Below are 18,083 nucleotides of genomic sequence, written 5' to 3'. Positions count from 1 at the left end.
TATTTCTCGAATATTCCCCGGTCAGTCCCCTCTGGGAGAGGGAGCCGACCGAGGTGTCTGCCGCCTTGCATCGACCTGAAAAACCGGGTCGATTATGGATTCAAAACGAATCGCTCACGTCGGTGTATTTCTCGAATATCCCCCGGTCAGTTCCCTCTGGGAGAGGGGGCCGACCGAGGTGTCTGGCGCCTTGCATCGACCTGAAAAACCGGGTCGATTATGGATTCAAAACGAATCGCTCACGTCGGTGTATTTCTCGAATATTCCCCGGTCAGTCCCCTCTCCCTCTCGGAGAGGGTTAGGGTGAGGGCGCTTCCTGGCTCACCGCCAGGGCTTCGGCTCACCGAGCAACTGCCCCTGCACGCCATACAGGCCCATCTCGCGAATCACCGACAACTCCCCTTCGGTCTCGACGCGTTCGGCAATCAGCGGCAGATCAATGCTGTGCGCCGCGCGCTGGATCGCTTCGATGAACAGACGCTTGTCGCTCTCCTGATCGATCGCCCTAATGTAGCTGCCATCGATCTTCAAGTACGCCAGGCCCAGCCGCGCCAGGTTGCCGATCATGCTGAAGCGTCCGCCGAAACGTTGCAGGCTCAGCGAGAAACCCAGCTCGCGCAGGCGTCGGGTCAACTGCTCCAGCACCGCCTGTTCAGGCAATTGCTCCTCACCGATTTCCAGAGTCAGACGCGCGCCGAGGTTGGAGTGTGCGCGCAGAATCTCGAAGACTTTGTTCAACGCCTGCGGATCGGCCAGCGTCGCCGAAGACAGGTTCAGCGCCAGCGAATCTTCGTGCGCCTTCATCTGCTCGAGCACGCGTTCGAGCATCAGCCGATCGAGCCGTGCGGTCCAGCCGAAGCGCTCCAGCCATGGCAGGAAGCGCCCGGCGGGAATGGTCTGGCCCTGCTCGTCGAGCAAGCGCGACAGCACTTTGTAATGCAGCACCAGTTGCGTGTCCTGCGCGGCGACCACCGGCTGGAAGTACAACTCGAAACGCTGCTGACTCAAGGCCTGATCCAGCAGTCGATGCCAGGCGTGATGATCGTCGCCGACCTCCGCCACCAGACTCTGGTCGATGCACGCCCAATTCTGCTCGCCCTGGCCTTCGGCCTGCGCCAACGCCTGATCACCCAGGGTCAACACCGCTTGCGGCGAATCACCGTGAGCGAACGGCGCCAGCCCGATCGACGCCACCGCCGGCACATCGGTCGCGCCGGTGGCATGCAGGCTGCCCAAGGCATTGTCGAGATTCTGCGCCAGCTGCAACGCTTCTTCGCGTACCAGCCCTGGCGCCAGCACGGCGAATTCACCGCCGCGGATGCGCGTTACCAGATCCTGGGTCTGCGGGTATCGGGCGCACTCTCGGGACAGTTGCTCACCGACAGCCTTGAGCAGCTGGTCGGTGCGCTGGCCGCCGAGACGCTGGTTGAGCCCGGCCAGATCCTTGACCCGCAACAGCAGCAGATAACCGGAACTGGCCTGCTCCGGGTTGCTCACGCGGTTGTTCAGTTGCATCTCGAAATAGCGGCGGTTGGCCAGGCCTGTGAGGTTGTCCTGATAGGACTCGGTGCGCAGTTTTTCGCTGCGCTCGGCCTGCTCCTGAAACAGCGTCTTGAGCTTCTCGACCATCTGATTCATCGCCTGCACAACGCGGCGCAATTCAGGCGTACGCGGCAGATCCGGCAGGCTGAGAAACTCGCGGCGGGCGATGGCATGGGACTGCTGGACCATGTAATCAAGCGGCTTCAACTGCCGACGCAGCAACAGCGCACCAAGCACCGCGCTCAATGCGCCGCAGATCAGCAACCACCCAAGGCTGCCCAGTGCGCTCTGCCACAGCTTGGCCACGGCGAACATCGGATGGCTGACCACCTCGACCCGCGCTGCCTGCTCCCAGCCGCGGCTGACCAGCGCATCGCCACCGGCCGGTTCGAGACCGATCAGTTTGACGAACCAGTCCGGCACGTTGCTCACCGCCGGAGTGCCAGTGCGCTCGACGATGGTCTGCTCGGTCTTCACGTCGACCACGCGGATGCTCGCGTAATAACCACTGTCGAAAATCGAGCTGACCAGCAGCTCGACCATCGCCGGGTCGTCGATATTCGGCGTCAGCGACAACGCCAGCGCCGTCGCGGCGTCTTGCGCGTGGGAGCGCAACTGATTGACGTACTGGGTGCGCGAGCTCTCCAGGCTGACCATGAAGCTGCCGGTGAAGGCCACGACCAGGAACAGACAGATAGCGATCAACAGCTGTTTGAACAAAGACATCTGAGCGCGTGCTCCTAGTTAGTCGTCTCGACCGGAAAACCTTCGGCCTGCATTTTTTTCAGCACATCCTGCCAGCGCGACAGGCGTTTGGTGTCGCCGACCTTTTTAGTGCCCTTGGCGCCCGGCAAATACAGGCCTTCGGCATTGAAAGAATAGACCGGCAGCAAATCGGTCCGCTGCGACGCCGGCTGGATCGGATCGATCAGGCTGTCGAGCACCAGCGGCATGGCATCGGGGGTCGCATAGTACGTCAACACCATGTGCGCGCGGTTCTGCCGCAGCGCCTTGACGTAGGTGATGCGCAGCTTGTCACTGGAAACCCCGAGATGGCGCAGGCTGAAATATTTGGCGATCGCGTAGTCCTCGCAGTCGCCGGCGCCCTTCCACAGCGCTTCGATCGGGGTTTCCCAATAATCCACTTCGCGCCACAGATCGATGTCTTCGACATAGCGCACCTGCTTGTTGAAAAACAGGTTCACCACCTTGAGCTTGTCCATTTCGCTGGCCTGCTTCTGCGTGGCCAACAGATTCTGCCAGGCATCGATGCGCTGCTGCCCGGCGCCCAGCGGGCCGTAAAGGGAGGTGGCCTTGCGGCTGATCGCGGAAAAATCCCAATCGGCGTGCAGGCCGCCCAGCATGACGCCGGCCAGCAGCAATGCGCAGCCAAGCCAGCGCAAGGTCCGAGGGATCGCGAAACGTACCGCCACAGCAGGTTTCCAGAAGGACAGAAAGGAAGCGTTTGATGGTGAAGCTTAGCCCGGCAAAAAACAATGGCACCGTGAGATCATCGAAGACGCGCTAGACTTCAGATTGCAGCGCTTTGTTTTACAAGGTTTGACAACCTGTAGAGCAATCACTAGTGTCATTTGGATCCAAATATTACGACCTACAGGGTGTGTTGTCGTGACTCAGAAGCCCAAACCGCTGCACAGCATTAAAGTCGAAGGACCGATTCCTGCGCATCTGGCCCGGTCGGTAATTGAAGAAACCCTGCGCTCAGCCATCCTCGATGGCCGCCTGCCGTGTGGCACTGCGCTGCGCCAGCAGGATCTGGCCGATCTGTTCGGGGTCAGCCGTATGCCGGTGCGCGAGGCCTTGCGCCAGCTCGAAGCGCAAGAACTGCTCAGCGTCACCACGCACAAAGGCGCCGTAGTCGCACCGCTGATCCAGGGCGATGCCGCTGAAACCTACGAGTTGCGCATTCTCCTCGAATCCGAGGCATTGCGGCAGTCGATTCCTTTGCTGACCGAGGCCGAGCATCAGCTCGCCGCCGGCTACATCGAAGAACTGGAAGCGCAACACGAATACAACGAAATCGGCCGCCTCAACCGTCTGTTCCACATGGCTCTGTACAGCAAGGCGCCCAATCAGCGACTGCTGCGCCTGGTGGAGGACGGCCTCAACGAGGAAGAACGTTTCCTGCGTTTCAACCTGGAAGCCATGGGCCTGGGCAAGCTGTCTCAGGACGACCACCGCGCCATGCTTCACGCTGTGGTCGAGCGAGATATCCCGCGCTCGCTCGAACTGCTTGAGCAGCACCTCAACCGTGGCGTCGAGGTCATCACCCGCTACCTCGCGACCCCCGCCGCACAGAAACGCCATACCGCGCGCTGATATCTCGCAGCTCGAACAATCCCCTTACAAATCTCCGCGACCGCTCTGCTGCCAGCTCTGGCGGCGGATCGGCGTGCGCGCGGGTGCTCGCCTCGCCTTGGCCGACACTTTGTGCCCCATGCAAATGACCAATCGGTAATAGCCGTGACGGCAATTTACCCGCACTCTTCCAGCGCCAACCCTATAGAACGGGGACACGCCGCCCTGACGGCACAGTCTCCGCAACAGGAACCTACGGAAGGAGCCTTGTCACGGGAAACAGGAAGTCATGGTGCCGGTCCCGGCCAACTTTCGCCCCCATCAATTCAATCAATCTCCTTAGTTAAAAGTTGCTTCGAGTGAGGCATTCACTCTTTTTATCAATTTTGGCCCCAATTAGCCGAAAGGAGCAACTTCGCCCAAATAAAACTTACCCTGAAAGTTTTATCGGCAGCTTTCATACTTGAAAAACAGCCAACTTAAAATAATTAAAAATAAACTTGTTAATTGCTTTTGCCCTGTATTAGCTTTCTCTCGCCGAGTTTGAACTTTGCTGTTCAGCAGGGCATACCTCACGCAGCAGACGCAGCAAACGTGGCGCCGCAACGGACCCACAACGCAATCAAAGCTTCGCCGGACAAGTTTCTATCCAATTTGCTGGACCGTTATCACAACTGAAAGAACCGTGCATTTCATATCACTGATAAAGGACATCATGATGCCCACTAAGCAGCAACTCGCCCTGAAGAAAGCCGAACTGAGTATTCACCCGATCTTCTCCGAGATTACTTCGTTATCGGTATTACGCCGTTTCATGGAAACCCATGTATTTGCCGTATGGGACTTCATGTCGCTGACCAAGCGCCTGCAACAGGAACTGACTTGCACACGCTTGCCCTGGGTGCCGCCGCGCGATCCCCACGCGGCGCGGTTGATCAACGAGATTGTGCTGGGGGAGGAATCGGACGATCGCCTCGATGCCGGCCACTACAGTCACTTCGAGTTGTACCTGGATGCGATGCGCGAAATCGGCGCGAGCACCACGGCGGTGGAGCGTTTCGTCGCGTTGCAGCAGGAAGGCGTGAGTTATGACGTTGCGTTGCAAAGCGTCGATGTCGAGCCGGCGGCGGCGCAGTTTGTCCGCGATACCTTGCAGATTGCCCTGCAAGCGCCGGGACACAGCGTCGCCGCCGCGTTCCTGCATGGTCGCGAGAGCGTTATCCCGACGATGTTTCAGCGCATCCTCGATGACTGGGGCATCGGCATCGAACAGGCACCGACCTTCCGTTACTACCTGCAGCGGCATATCGAAGTGGATTCCGAAGACCACGGCCCCGCCGCCGAGCAGTTGCTGGAGCGTCTGGTCGACGGCGACCCGCAGCGCGAAGCCGAGGTTTACGCCAGCGCCATCGCCGCCGTGGAAAGCCGCATCGCCCTGTGGGACGGGTTGCGCTTGAGCATGGGCGCGGAAGTTGCCGAGGTGGCCCAATGAACGCCGCCGACTATCAGTCCTTTGCCGACGCCTGGGAAAGCCGCGCGACCATCCGCACCCGTCCCCGGCGGCTGCTTGAAGACGATCAGCGCCTGATCTACCCGCTCAGCCGCCAGCCGCTGGTGCTCAGCGATACCTTCCTGCGCGAATGCCCGCAGCAACGTGATTTTGCCCTGGTGCAGACGTTGTACAAATTCATCAACGACGTAGTGATTTTCGAGACCGAAATCGTCGACAAGACCGCCCGCAGCATTGCCAAGAATCGCTTCGCCGTGGCGTTTCCGTTCGCCTGTCGCTACGACGCGATGACCGTGGTGGTCGATGAGGATTACCACGCGCTGGTGGCCATGGATTTCATGCAGCAAACGGTGGCGCTGACCGGTATCGAACCGATTCAGTTGCCTGACGAAATCGAACTGAGCCGGGCAATTCCCGCCGCCGTGGCACTGGCACCGGAGCACCTGCGCAGCGCGGTGGAATTGATTTGCGTGGCGATCGCCGAAAACACCGTGACCGGCGACGTCGCCGCGTTCGCCCGCGATGACTCGGTCAAGCCATCGATCAAAGGCCTGATGGCCGACCATTTGCTCGACGAAGGTCGCCACTCGAGTTTCTGGGCGCGGATGGTGCGCATCTATTGGCACACCGCCAGCGACGCGGACCGCGAGACCATCGCGCAGATTCTGCCGGTATTCATCGGCCATTACCTGACCAATGACATCCAGAAGTCCTTCGACCTGCGCCTGATCGATGCACTGCCGGTCAGCGAAATCACCCGGCGCTCACTGCGCGAGGAAATCGCTGGATTGGCCTTCCCGATCAACCGCCACCACCCGCTGGTGGGCAACATCGTCAGGTTTTTCCACAACAGCTCGCTGCTCGACACCCCGTGCGTGCAACACGCCCTGCGCGACTATCTGGTTTGAGGAGGCCGACATGAAACGTCTCGATATTTTGCTCACCGGCGCCAGCCAGGCCATGACCGACCTGGCCCGGGAACTCGAACAACACGGCCATGCACTGACCCGCAGCGCGGCGACTCAAGCGGCGATGGATCTGATCATCGACGATGGCTTTATCGCCGCTGGTGATTTCTGCGCGATCCCGCATCTGCACTTGCGCCTGGGTGTCGCCGCGCAAGACCATGGCGGCCTGCCGACCCTCGACTTGCTGTGCTTCCTCGGCTCGTCGCTGATCAGCCGTGTGCCGATCGGCGATGAGCCGTCCGGCAATGGTCAGTCCTTACGCCAGCGAGCGCTCGTCCATGTGGTCGACGAAGTGGCGTTGCTGGTCAGCCGTTTTTCCCGCGATGCCGATTATTTTCGCCATGCCCCTGCCCTGAGCGCGCCGGATTTCGAAAGGCTGGAAGATCTGCTGTTTCTCGACAAACTGGCGTACGTTCACCGTCTCAACGACACGGCAAACCCGGCGCTGCTGGAGCAGGCGCAGGTGCCGCTGATCGAGCGTCTGCAACAGAGCCTGATCGGGCATGCCGAACGGCCGGCGCTGTACCTCGGCGGACAGACCATCAGCTATCGCCAGTTGTACGCCCACAGCCGCGCGATTCAACAGCGACTGCTGCCCTTGCTCGAGCAACATCCGCAGCCGTGGGTGGTCGGAGTCTGCCAAGGCAAGAACCCGGCGTTGTTCGCTTCGATCCTGGCGATTCTCGGCAGCGGCGCGATGTATTTGCCGCTGGAGCCGAGCCATCCATTGCAGCGTCAGCAGTACATCCTGCACAACGCCGGCGCGGTGCTGTTGCTTCACGACGGACAACAGGCACTCAGCGAATCGATAGCGGGGCTGGATGTCAGTGGCATCGCGGCGACGGACGCCGATCTCGATCGGCCGCTGATGCTGCACCCGCCCGAGCTCGATGCGCCGTGCATGGCGCTCTACACCTCGGGCACCACCGGGCATCCGAAAGGCGTGCTGCTCAGCCAGGCCAATCTCGCTCACTTCACTGCGTGGTACGCCGACCATGTGCGAATGCGCGCCGAGAGTCGGGTATTGCAGTTCTCGTCGCTGAGCTTTGATTCGTCGCTGATCGACATCTTTCCGAGCCTGCTCGTCGGCGCGGAGCTGGTGGTGCCGGACGACACCCAGCGTCGCGATCCTTTGCAACTGGTTGCGCTGATCCGCCGTCGGCAACTGACCCACGCCTTCCTGCCGCCGGCGCTGTTGAGCATTCTGCCGCTGCAGCAACTGGAGGGTGTGCAGGTGATGACCGGCGGTGATGTCTGCGAGCCGTTCGTCATCGAGCAACTGACCCGCCAGGGCATCCTGCACAACCTCTACGGCCCGACCGAAGCCACCGTGCTGATCACCGCGCGCCAGCTCAAACCTGGGGACAGCAACCGCACGCTGGGAGGGCCGATCGCCAACAGTCGGGTGCTGATTCTCGACGACGATCTGCAACCGGTGCCCAATCAAACCGTCGGTGAACTGTTCATTGTCGGCCCGGGTGTCTGCCTCGGTTACCTGAACAACCCGCAGCAGACCGCCGAGCGCTATCTGACCCTGTCACTGCCCGGCGGCGAGACCTTGCGCGCCTACCGCAGCGGCGACATGGCCAAGTGGGGCGAGCACGGTATCGAGCTGTGCGGGCGGCGCGACAATCAGGTGAAAATCCGCGGCTTTCGCGTCGAACCGGAAGAAATCGAACGCTGCCTGCGCGAGAGCCGCTTGTATCGGCAGATCGCCGTGGTCATCGACAGTCAGCGGCGCATTCTGGCGTTCCTCGCCCAGCCACAGACCGAGACTGCCCGAGACGAACTGAAAGCCCACGCCCGGCAGTTTCTGCCGGACTACATGCAACCCGTGGCATGGACCGAACTGCCGCAGATGCCCTTCGCCAGCAACGGTAAGGTCGATCGCAGGGCGCTGTTGGGATTGCCGGTGAGCGTTCAGGACAGCGCTGCGAAATGCCTGCCGGCGAATGCCGACGAAGTGCTGCTGCTGGAGATCTGGGCCGAGCTGCTGGAATTGCCGGGCAGCGACATTTCCACCGACGAAAGCTTCTTCAATCTCGGCGGCCATTCGATTCTGCTGTCGCGAATGTTGCTGCGCCTGCGCGAGGAGTTCGGTCGGAGCATTTCGATCAACCGCTTCATCGAACAACCGACCATCAGCAAACTGGCGACGCTGGTGCGCGGTACCGACGACAGCGCGGTACTCAGCGCCCAGGCCATGGCCGACGCCGAGCGCGCGCTGGATATCGAACCGCTGCCGATCAGCCGCATGGGCGATGTGCACAAGGTCATCGTCACCGGTGCCAACAGTTTCGTCGGCGTGCACATCGTAGAAGCGCTGCTCGGTTGGGGCGCCAGCGAGGTGGCCTGTCTGGTGCGCGATGGCGGCGGGCAAACGGCAGCGCAACGTTTCGCCCAGGCAATTCACGAAAACCGTCTGGAGCATCTCGACCTCAGCCGTGTGCGAGTCTACGCGGCGGATATCAGTCGCCTGCAACTGGGCCTGGGCGATGACGATTATCAGCGCCTGGACCGCGAGTTCGGCGCGCTGGTGCACAACGCCGCCAACGTCAACCACGTACTCGATTACGAGTCGCTGGCGGCGGACAACGTCGAGCCGATCTTTGCCTTGCTGAAGCTGTGCGAAGGGCGGAGCAAAAAGGTCTTCAATTTTGTCTCGACCCTGTCGGCCTCCAGCACCGTGGATGACGCCGGTCGAGTGCTTGAGTTGCCCGCCGCCGCGACGCCGCCGATCTACATTCGCAACGGCTACAACCTGTCGAAGTGGGTCGGCGAACGCATCCTCGAACGGGCGCGCGAGCGCGGTGTGCGGGTCAATCTGTATCGCCCCGGCAACATCAGTTTCAACAGCCTCAGCGGCGTTTGTCAGCCGCACAAGAACCGCTTGATGCTGATGCTCAAAGGCTCGATCCAGCTCGGTCAGGTGCCGGCCTTCGCGCTGAATTTCGACCTGATGCCGGTGGATTTTCTCGCCCGCTTCATCGCCTTCCATGCCAGCCGTTATTCAGCGGAGCGCGCGGTGTTCAACCTGCACAACCCCGAGCCACTGAGCTGGGATGCCTATGTCGCTTCGTTCCGCGAAACCGGTAGCGAGTTTTCCCTGGTCAGCGTTGCCGACTGGCAGCAGCAACTGAACCGGGTCGACGCCGACAACGCGCTGTTCGGCGTGCTCGGTTTCTACCTCAACGGCTTCGAAGAAGACATCGGCGACATCTCCCTGATCGGTCATGCCAACGCCAAGGCCGGCGTGCAGCAGATGGGCACGCACTACCCGCAGAAATCGCCGGCGCTGCTGCGTCGCGGTTGCGATTACCTGAAAGAAATCAACTTCATCTGACTCATCCAAAAGGAGCAACACCATGAGCAATCTGCAACCCGACACCCTGATCAGAAACCCGCAAGGCTGCCACGTTGTGTCGTCGGTGCAAGTGCCGGCGGACGCGGCGCAGGTCTGGGCCGTAGTGGGCGATTTCGCCGGCTTCGATCGATTCATTCCGGCGCTGTCGCACACCGACATGACCGGCGAAGGCGTGTCTTCGCTGCGCAAGAAAATCTTCAAGGACGGCAACATCGTGGTCGAACAACTCAACTCCCGCGATGAGCAGGCGCGACGCATGACCTGGACGACGATTTACAACACGTTGGGGGTAGCGAATCTGTGGGCGGCGATGCAGGTGGAGTCGCTGACCGAAGGAACGTCGCGAGCGACCTGGACGATCATTGCCGAACCCGCGTCGGGTGGGGATGAAGCGTTGCCAGGATTCAAGGATTTTGTGCAGGGGTTTGCCGATGATGCGATGGGCAATGTCTTGAAGCTGTTTGTTTAAGGCTTCGGATTTGCGGTGGATGTCACACCGCTTTCGCGAGCAGGCTCGCTCCCACATTTCGATTGCATTCCTTCTATAGGAATGCGGTCACCCTGTGGGAGCGAGCCTGCTCGCGAAGAACGATAACTCGGTCAGATCTTGAAGCTGTCGACCAACTGCTTCAACCGGTTCGCCTGCTGCGACAACGCATCACAATCCTTCAATGTTTCGTTGAGGTTAGCCACGCTCTGCTGGTTCAACAGGTTGATCTGGTTGACGTCGACGTTCAGCGTTTCCACCACCGCCGTTTGTTCTTCTGTGGCAGCTGCAACCGATTGGTTCATACCGTCGATTTCGCCGATGCGCTGGGTCACGCTGACCAGGCGCAAACCGGCCTGATTCGCCACTTCCACGCTCTGTTCGCTGGACGCCTGGCTGGCATTCATCGTGGTCACTGCTTCGCGCGAACCGACCTGCAGCGAGGTGATCATCTTGTGGATCTCTTCCGCCGATTCCTGGGTGCGATGCGCAAGGTTGCGCACCTCGTCGGCGACCACGGCAAAACCGCGTCCGGCTTCACCGGCACGCGCGGCTTCGATGGCCGCGTTGAGTGCCAGCAGGTTGGTCTGCTGCGAGATCCCTTTGATCACATCGAGAATGTGGCCGATGTTGTCGGTGCTGGCGTTCAAGGTTTCGATCTGCGTGCACGACAGGCTGATCTTTTGCGACAACTCGGTCATCGCCTGAATCGTCTGCTCGACCACCTGACGCCCATCGTCAGCCTGCTCGGAAGCGCCGCTGGCGTGCTGCGAAGCATCGGCTGCGTTGCGGGCGATTTCCTGAGTAGCCGCGCCCAATTCGTTGATCGCGGCGGCAACGCTGTTGGTGCGCGCACTTTGCTCGTCGGAACCGATGATCGAAGCGTTGGACGAAGCCATCACCCGTTGCGACAGATCATGGACATGGCGGGTGGCGGAAGACACTTCGGAAATCGATGCGTGAATCCGCTCAACGAACTGGTTGAACGCGCTGCCCAGCTCACCGAATTCGTCTTTGCTCTCAACCACCAGACGGCGGGTCAGATCGCCCTCGCCCTGCGCAATGTCTTTCATCGCACGACCCATCGTGGTGAGCGGACGCATCAACACGTTGATCAACAGGCTCAGCAGCAACGCAATCGCCGCGACCGCAACAAACATGGCGATCAGCGCCGAGGTGCGGAATTGACTGAGTGCGGCGTAGGCCTTGTCGCGATCGATCGACAGACCGATGTACCACTGCGCATTCGGCAGATCGCTGACCGGAGTGAACGAGAGAATGCGTTCCTGGCCGTTGAGCACCACGTTCTGGTTGCCCTTCTCGATGCGCACGTTGGCGTTCGGGTAGACGTCCTTAAGGTTTTTCATCACCTGATCTTTGTCCGGGCTGACGATCACCTGACCGTCACCGCTGACGAGAAACGCATGGCCGAGGCCACCGAAGTCCACCGAGTTGATGATCTTCACCAGCGTTTCCAGACTCAGGTCACCGCCGACCACACCGAGCAATTCGCCGTCCTTCTTCACCGGCATGGCGATGGTTACCACCAGGCCGCCGACTGCCGCCATGTATGGCGGAGTCAGCATGGTTTTGTCAGCTACCACTGCCTGCTTGTACCAAGGGCGCTGACGCGGATCGTAACCATCCGGCATCTTCGCATCGGGACGCTGGGTGAAGACACCGCTGGCTTGCCCGACGTAGGTGAACTGGAAGTTCGACGTGAAGGCCGGCTGATCGACGAGGCCCGGGAAGTCGGCATTCTTGCCTTGATGAGCAACGTTCTGCGCGAGGTTTTCCAGCACCAGAATGCGCCCGCTCATCCAGTTCTGCACGCTGCTGGCGGTCAGATCCCCGGCCTGCTGCACCGAGGACTGCAAGTTCTGGCGAATGGTGTTTCGCTGCAAGTAATCGTTGTAGAGCGTGAACAAGGCGAACGCCAGGACGACGACGCCCGAAGCGGCCAGGAGGATTTTATGGCTGAACTTGAGATTCATTTCAGAGGACTTCTTATGCCAAAAGTGGGTATGCGTTCCGGATGCAACATTCCATGTACAGGGCAGGCAGCGTTCTTCGGGCCGCTCTACTTTGGTGCACGCATTTCTCACCAGTCTGTCGGCCAATGATGGATAAAGCTTAGGGTCGAGTAAGAAATGGACGGAATTTGTCTCGGATTCCCGCCGAACGGCGCGCCAGAGCGGCTGAGATGAAATTTTTCTCAACCTCATCAGGGCGACAGTTGCAAAATCTGTAACCCTTGATGACAATGCGACTAATTATCATTTGTGACGTTCGGGCTGGCGTGGTCATGTCTTCACCTGAGTTGGTCGTACAGGCGCTTTACGGTAGTCATCACGGCTGGCTCAACGCCTGGCTGCGCGCGCGGCTGGGCAACGCAGCGGATGCAGCGGATCTGGCTCAGGACACTTTCCTGCGCCTGCTGCAACGCACCGAACGCCTCGAACTGAAAGCGCCCCGGGCGTTCCTGCGAACCATCGCGCGCGGTTTGGTGATCGATCATTGGCGCCGCGAGGAAATCGAACGCGCTTATGTGGACACCATCGCTAATCTGCCCGAAGGCGAAGCACCCGACACGGAATCCCGAGCGTTGGTGCTGGAACTGCTGGAAAGCATTGCGCGCATGCTCGAGGGACTGAAGCCAAAAGTGCGTCAGGCGTTTCTCCTGGCGCAGTGCGAAGGTTTAACCCACAAACAGATCGCCGAACAGTTGGGCGTGTCGGTACGCTCAGTGGAACGCTACGTCGCCGATGCGCTGTATCACTGTTACGTGTTGCGATACGAAAGCTGATGCCTGTGGATAATCTCTCACTCGGTCGCCGCGTCGAACCGCGACAACAAGTGGTTAAGCAAGCGATCCATTGGCTGCTGCGGCTGCGCAACAACCACGGCAATTCCCGCCTGACTCGCCAATGCGAACAGTGGCGCGCCGAGCACCACGAGCATGAAATAGCCTGGCAGCGGGTGCAGTCGCTGCAAGCCGAATTAAGCTCCAGCCTGCGCGCCGTGCCCGGTGCGCAGGTCGCGTTCAATACCCTGGAAAACAGTGCACAAGGCCTGGGCCGTCGCCAAGCCTTGAAGCTGTTGTCCGGCGCGCTGCTGATGGGCTCCGCCGCGTGGCTGGCCAAGGACAGCGCCGCCTGGCAGCAATGGAGCGCCGACTACGCGACGGCGACCGGCGAACGGCGTGGTTTCCAATTGCCCGACGGCACGCGAATCGAGCTCAACACCGCCAGCGCCGTGGATCTGGAATACACCGCGCAGCAGCGCCTGATCAAACTGACCCGCGGCGAGATCATCGTTACCTGCGGCGGCTCTGACGAAGGCGCGGCAACCGATCGACCGCTGCGCGTAAAGAATCGCCACGGGAATTATCAGCCGTTCGATGCGCGTTTCATTTTGCGTCAGGAAGACCAGTGCACGCGGCTCAGCGTTACCCGTGGCCGGGTGGTGGTTCGCGCTGGCGGTCATGCGCTCGAAGCGCTGGCCGGGCAGAGCTTCCTGGTCGATCAAAGCGGTTTGCGCGCGGCGCCGACGCTGGAAATGGATGCTGGCGCCTGGCTCGATGGTTTGATCGTCACGCGCAATATGCGGCTGGGCGATTTTCTTGCCGAAGTCGCCCGTTATCGTCCGGGTTTTCTGAATTGTTCGGCGGATATTGCTGACCTGCGCTTGTCCGGCGTGTTCCGTCTGGAGGACACCGAGAGGTTGCTGGCGATCCTGCCGCAGACGCTGCCGGTGCAACTGCGCTATCGCACTCGCTGGTGGGTGACTCTCGAACGCGCGGCGTGAAATTTTTTGGCGGGTTTTCTCAGACAGTCCGGCTTAGTCAGTAAGCACTTCAACTCAGCCCTCGCGACTGCCTACGGAAATCCATGATGACTGTCCGCGCTACTTGTAAGAACCCCCTGAATTTCACTGCAGAATCGACACTGCTGCGCCATGCGGTGCGGGCAGCCCTGCTGACCACCGCGCTGGGCGTCAGCGTATTACCGAGCCTGAGTCTGGCCGCCACCACCGCCGGCACTGAGGTCAGCCACCGCTACAACATTGCTGCCGGACCACTGGGCGAGGCGTTGAATCAGTTTGCCCGGCAGGCCGGCATCACCCTGTCGATGACGCCGCAACAGACTCAAGGTCAGCAATCTCCCGGCGTGCAGGGTGAATACTCGACCGACCAGGCCTTGAGCCATTTGCTCGGCGGCTCGGGACTGGAAGCAGTCAGCCAGGACGGCAGCAGCTACATCCTGCGCCCGCTGCCTGAGAGCGAAGCCCTGGCCTTGCCGACTACTGATATCAAAGGTTTTGCCCTCGGCAATGCGCTGGGCAGCATGGCCGGCTACAACGCCACGCACAGCCAGATCGCCACCAAGACCAGTACCGCATTGCTGGAAACCTCGCAAAGCGTGTCCGTGGTCACGCGCGAGCAAATGGATGACCAGGGCTCGCAAACCGTCTCGCAAGCGATGCGCTACACCCCGGGCGTGCTGACCAATCCGTACGGCGCCACGCATCGGTATGACTACGTGGCGATGCGCGGTTTCAACGACGGCTCGGTGGACAACATCTACCTCGACGGCCTCAAGTCGATGGGCGACAGCGGCACCTACAGCACCATGCAGGTCGATCCGTATTTCCTCGAACGCGTGGACATTCTCAAAGGCCCGTCATCCGTGCTGTACGGTCGCAGCTCGCCTGGCGGTCTGGTTGCACTCACCAGTAAAAAGCCGTTGTACGAGGCTTATCATCAGGTACAGGCCACAGTGGGGACTCAAGGTCAGCGTGGGGTTGGTTTTGACTTCAGTGGCCCGGTCGATGACGACAAGCGCATTGCCTATCGCCTGACCGGATTGAGCGATCAGTCCGACACGCAATTCGACCACAACAAGGAAAAACGCTTCGCCCTTGCGCCGACGCTGAGCATCGATTTCAGCGAAGACACCTCGCTGACTCTGCAAGCCTATCTGCAACACGATCCGGACGGTGGCTACCACGGCGGCGTTCCAGCGGACGGCACGATCCATCAGCGCAATGGCGAGCGCATTTCGCCGCGTTTCTTCGAGGGCGAGCCGGGGATCGATGGTTATTCGCGCGACCAGCAATCGTTCGGCTACCAGTTCGAACATCGCTTTAACGACGTTTTCACGGCGCGGCAGAACTTCCGTTATCTCGATTCCAAAGTGAATATGGATCAGGTCTACGCCTATGGCTGGACCACCCCGACCAGCAATGAACTGAACCGCTATTACACCGGTGGTGATGAGCGCCTGCATGCGTTTATCGTCGACAACATGCTGCAGGCCGAATTCTTCACCGGCGCGACCAAGCATACGGTGCTGATGGGCGCGGATTATCAGCGGCGTAAAACGGTGGTCGACTGGACTAGCGGTGGGCTGGCACCGATCAACGCGTTCAATCCGGTGTACGGCAATTCGGCGATCGAGATGTACGGTGAGACCAGCTATCTGCGTCGCCTCGAACAGACCGGCGTATACCTGCAAGACCTGATCGAGATGGACAAATGGCGCTTCTCGCTGGGCCTGCGTCAGGATTGGGTAGAGACATCCGATGAAAACCGCATTGCCGAAGCGGGGCGTCCTGTTGGTACAGAGATCAATGATCGACGCACGAAACTCACTGGCCGCGCCGGCGCGTTATACCTGTTCGATAACGGTCTGGCGCCCTACATCAGCTACTCCGAGTCGTTCAACCCGAACTCCTATGCCGACAGCGCCGGCAATCCACTGGCCCCCACCGATGGCACGCAGTGGGAAGTCGGATTGAAATATCAGCCACCGGGCACCGACAACTTGTTCACCGCCTCGCTGTTCCGCATCGATCAGGAAAACCTCGCGACCAAACTGCCCCAGGAGAACTTCTACCGCGCGGTCGGCGCTGTGCGCTCGCAAGGTCTGGAGCTGGAGGCGCACATGCAACTGACCGACAACTTGAAAGTACTCGGCAGTTACACCTTCACTGACATCGAGTATTCCAAATCGATGATCAGCACTTTGAGTACACCGACCGACGTAATCGAGAACAAGGGCAACTCACCGACTCAAGCGCCGCGACACATGGCCTCGCTGTGGGCTGACTACAGATTCGACAGTGCCGCACTTGATGGTCTGCGCCTGGGTGGTGGTGTGCGCTACGTCGGCTACAGCTGGGCCGATGCCGAGAACACCATGAAGGTGCCCTCTTATACGTTGTTCGACGCGTCGATAGGTTATGACCTGGGCAAGGTCGGCTTGAAAGGCGTGGATGTACGGCTTAACGCGAACAACCTGACCAACGAATCCTACGTCGCATCCTGCGCCAGTCTGAACTTCTGCTACATGGGCGAAGAACGCAACGTAGCGGCGACCGTCAGCTATCAGTTCTAAAGCGTTGTCCTGTGCATAAAAAAGCCAGCCCCTGATATCAGGGGCTGGCTTTGTCGTTTCTTCGGGGTGTCTGACATGCGTGCGTTTCTGGTTTTGTTGCATCGTTACATTGGTTTGGCGACAGCGTTGTTTTTGCTGTTGGCCGGGCTGACCGGCAGTTTGCTGGCGTTCAATCATGAACTGGATGAGTGGCTGAACCCACAATTCTATGAGGCAACGTCAGCGGGTGAGCGCTTGCCGCCGGGCGCGTTGGTGGATGCGGTGCAGACTGCACATCCAAAACTGCAGGTCTGGTACATGGAGTATCCGCAGGAGGCGGGGCATACCGCCCTGCTGGCGGCCGTTCCGCGTAATGACCCAGCGACAGGCAAACCGTTCGATGAACGCAATCAAGTGTTTTATCTGGACCCGGTCAGCGCAGAGCAGACAGGCACGCGTTACTGGGGTGAGTGTTGTTTCCAGCGGGAGAACTTCATTCCGTTCATCCTGGAGTTTCACTACAACCTGACATTGCCGGGTAACTGGGGATTGCTCTTGATGGGTGTAGTGGCCATCGCGTGGGTGATCGACTGTTTTGTCGCATTGTGGCTGACATTGCCGCGTGGCAAGCCCTTCTGGAAGAAGTGGGCTACTGCGTGGAAGGTGAAGGGCGGGCATGCCTACCGCTTGAACTTCGACCTGCATCGCGCCGGAGGATTGTGGCTGTGGCTACTGCTCTTACCGATCGCCGTCAGCAGCGTGGCCATGAATTTGCCGAGCCAGGTGTTCAAGCCTGCAGTCTCGTTGTTTTCGCCGATCGAGCCGAGCGTGTATGAAGCCAGAGGGCGAATGCGCGCCGATCAACTGGGGACGACACAGTTAAGTTATCAACAGGCGTACGAAAGGGCATTGCAGGAGGGGAAGCGATTAGGACTGACGGCGGCAATCGGCGAGTTGTATTACAGCTTTGAGTACAATTTCTACGGCGCAGGGTTTGGACAGCACGATACGGACGCACACGGTAAATCCTGGTTGTTCTTTCACGGTACCGATGGGCGTTTGTTAGGACAGGAAATCGCGGGACAGGGCACGTTGGGGGAGCAGTTTTATCGGCTTCAGTTACCGATACATGGCGGGCGGATCTTCGGGGTGACAGGACAGGTAATGATCGCGGTGTTAGGTGTATTGATTGCTGGACTGTCGGGGACGGGCGTTTATATCTGGTGGCGCAAGTGGCTAGCAAGACGCAGCAGCAAGACCCGCAGAGCGGCCTGATCTTTTTCCCACGCTTAAATGACAAAACCCCTGTCTGCGTCAGCAGACAGGGGTTTCGGAATTCAATCTTGACGATGACCTACTCTCACATGGGGAAACCCCACACTACCATCGGCGATACATCGTTTCACTTCTGAGTTCGGGATGGGATCAGGTGGTTCCAATGTTCTATGGTCGTCAAGAAATTCTTTATCTGGCCCGTCAACACGGTAACAAGCCAGCAAAAACAGGAACTTCTACT

General features: G+C 59.8%; 12 protein-coding genes and 1 rRNA gene. 9 read left to right on the top strand and 4 right to left on the bottom strand.

Annotation, left to right across the window (positions count from 1 at the left end):
- Positions 1-321 precede the first annotated feature (321 nt).
- Positions 322-2,268 (bottom strand): cyclic di-GMP receptor LapD, encoded by a 1,947-nt coding sequence (gene lapD / locus GXB78_RS27855; RefSeq protein WP_329517839.1) that lies wholly within the window; start codon positions 2,266-2,268, stop codon positions 322-324.
- A gap of 14 nt (positions 2,269-2,282) precedes the next feature.
- The gene (lapG, locus tag GXB78_RS27850; RefSeq protein ID WP_329517838.1) at positions 2,283-2,975 is read right to left on the bottom strand and encodes a cysteine protease LapG; all 693 of its coding nucleotides are present in this window, start codon (positions 2,973-2,975) and stop codon (positions 2,283-2,285) included.
- 196 nt (positions 2,976-3,171) lie between these two features.
- On the opposite strand from lapG, the gene GXB78_RS27845 reads away from it, so the two are divergent.
- The 5 genes from GXB78_RS27845 to GXB78_RS27825 all read left to right on the top strand — a co-directional run bounded on the left by GXB78_RS27845 (position 3,172) and on the right by GXB78_RS27825 (position 10,172).
- Complete coding sequence (locus GXB78_RS27845) at positions 3,172-3,882, top strand: GntR family transcriptional regulator (protein WP_329517837.1); 711 nt, start codon at positions 3,172-3,174, stop codon at positions 3,880-3,882.
- Positions 3,883-4,576: 694 nt separating this feature from the next.
- Positions 4,577-5,353, top strand: coding sequence for a DUF3050 domain-containing protein (locus tag GXB78_RS27840; protein WP_329517836.1), 777 nt, complete (start codon positions 4,577-4,579; stop codon positions 5,351-5,353).
- Complete coding sequence (locus tag GXB78_RS27835) at positions 5,350-6,279, top strand: diiron oxygenase (protein WP_329517835.1); 930 nt, start codon at positions 5,350-5,352, stop codon at positions 6,277-6,279. Before GXB78_RS27840 ends, GXB78_RS27835 begins: the two co-directional genes overlap by 4 nt.
- Before the next feature lie 10 nt (positions 6,280-6,289).
- Positions 6,290-9,682, top strand: a complete 3,393-nt coding sequence (locus GXB78_RS27830) for an amino acid adenylation domain-containing protein (protein WP_329517834.1) — start codon at positions 6,290-6,292, stop codon at positions 9,680-9,682.
- Positions 9,683-9,704: 22 nt separating this feature from the next.
- The gene (locus tag GXB78_RS27825) at positions 9,705-10,172 is read left to right on the top strand and encodes an SRPBCC family protein (protein WP_329517833.1); all 468 of its coding nucleotides are present in this window, start codon (positions 9,705-9,707) and stop codon (positions 10,170-10,172) included.
- A 131-nt stretch (positions 10,173-10,303) separates the two neighbouring features.
- Here the strand turns inward: GXB78_RS27825 and GXB78_RS27820 are convergent, their stop codons facing one another.
- Complete coding sequence (locus tag GXB78_RS27820) at positions 10,304-12,184, bottom strand: methyl-accepting chemotaxis protein (protein ID WP_329517832.1); 1,881 nt, start codon at positions 12,182-12,184, stop codon at positions 10,304-10,306.
- Between the two features lie 311 nt (positions 12,185-12,495).
- Between GXB78_RS27820 and GXB78_RS27815 the strand changes: the two genes are divergently transcribed.
- The 4 genes from GXB78_RS27815 to GXB78_RS27800 all read left to right on the top strand — a co-directional run bounded on the left by GXB78_RS27815 (position 12,496) and on the right by GXB78_RS27800 (position 17,842).
- Positions 12,496-12,996, top strand: a complete 501-nt coding sequence (locus tag GXB78_RS27815) for a sigma-70 family RNA polymerase sigma factor (protein WP_329517831.1) — start codon at positions 12,496-12,498, stop codon at positions 12,994-12,996.
- Entirely contained in the window at positions 12,996-13,997 is a 1,002-nt protein-coding gene (locus GXB78_RS27810) for a FecR family protein (RefSeq protein WP_329517830.1), read from the top strand. The genes GXB78_RS27815 and GXB78_RS27810 overlap by 1 nt, the downstream gene beginning before the upstream one ends.
- Before the next feature lie 86 nt (positions 13,998-14,083).
- Positions 14,084-16,588: a TonB-dependent siderophore receptor gene (locus GXB78_RS27805; protein WP_329517829.1), complete on the top strand. Its 2,505-nt coding sequence runs from the start codon at positions 14,084-14,086 to the stop codon at positions 16,586-16,588.
- 75 nt (positions 16,589-16,663) lie between these two features.
- Positions 16,664-17,842, top strand: a complete 1,179-nt coding sequence (locus GXB78_RS27800) for a PepSY-associated TM helix domain-containing protein (protein ID WP_329517828.1) — start codon at positions 16,664-16,666, stop codon at positions 17,840-17,842.
- 66 nt (positions 17,843-17,908) lie between these two features.
- Here the strand turns inward: GXB78_RS27800 and rrf are convergent.
- Positions 17,909-18,024, bottom strand: a 5S ribosomal RNA gene (gene rrf / locus GXB78_RS27795).
- Between the last annotated feature and the right edge of the window lie 59 nt (positions 18,025-18,083).

Source organism: Pseudomonas moraviensis subsp. stanleyae (genome assembly GCF_036283065.1).
Taxonomy (GTDB): Bacteria; Pseudomonadota; Gammaproteobacteria; order Pseudomonadales; family Pseudomonadaceae; genus Aquipseudomonas; species Aquipseudomonas stanleyae.
The sequence above is the reverse complement of the archived record's forward strand: the minus strand, read 5'-3'. Positions and strand labels throughout refer to the sequence as shown.

Bases quoted from the DNA above. Each gene is read 5' to 3' on its own strand.
- GXB78_RS27835 (WP_329517835.1), top strand. From the start codon at position 5,350: ATGAACGCCGCCGACTATCAGTCCTTTGCCGACGCCTGGGAAAGCCGC.
- GXB78_RS27825 (WP_329517833.1), top strand. From the start codon at position 9,705: ATGAGCAATCTGCAACCCGACACCCTGATCAGAAACCCGCAAGGCTGC.
- GXB78_RS27810 (WP_329517830.1), top strand. From the start codon at position 12,996: ATGCCTGTGGATAATCTCTCACTCGGTCGCCGCGTCGAACCGCGACAA.
- GXB78_RS27830 (WP_329517834.1), top strand. From the start codon at position 6,290: ATGAAACGTCTCGATATTTTGCTCACCGGCGCCAGCCAGGCCATGACC.
- lapD (WP_329517839.1), bottom strand. From the start codon at position 2,268: ATGTCTTTGTTCAAACAGCTGTTGATCGCTATCTGTCTGTTCCTGGTC.
- GXB78_RS27805 (WP_329517829.1), top strand. From the start codon at position 14,084: ATGACTGTCCGCGCTACTTGTAAGAACCCCCTGAATTTCACTGCAGAA.
- GXB78_RS27840 (WP_329517836.1), top strand. From the start codon at position 4,577: ATGATGCCCACTAAGCAGCAACTCGCCCTGAAGAAAGCCGAACTGAGT.
- GXB78_RS27800 (WP_329517828.1), top strand. From the start codon at position 16,664: ATGCGTGCGTTTCTGGTTTTGTTGCATCGTTACATTGGTTTGGCGACA.
- GXB78_RS27815 (WP_329517831.1), top strand. From the start codon at position 12,496: ATGTCTTCACCTGAGTTGGTCGTACAGGCGCTTTACGGTAGTCATCAC.
- GXB78_RS27820 (WP_329517832.1), bottom strand. From the start codon at position 12,184: ATGAATCTCAAGTTCAGCCATAAAATCCTCCTGGCCGCTTCGGGCGTC.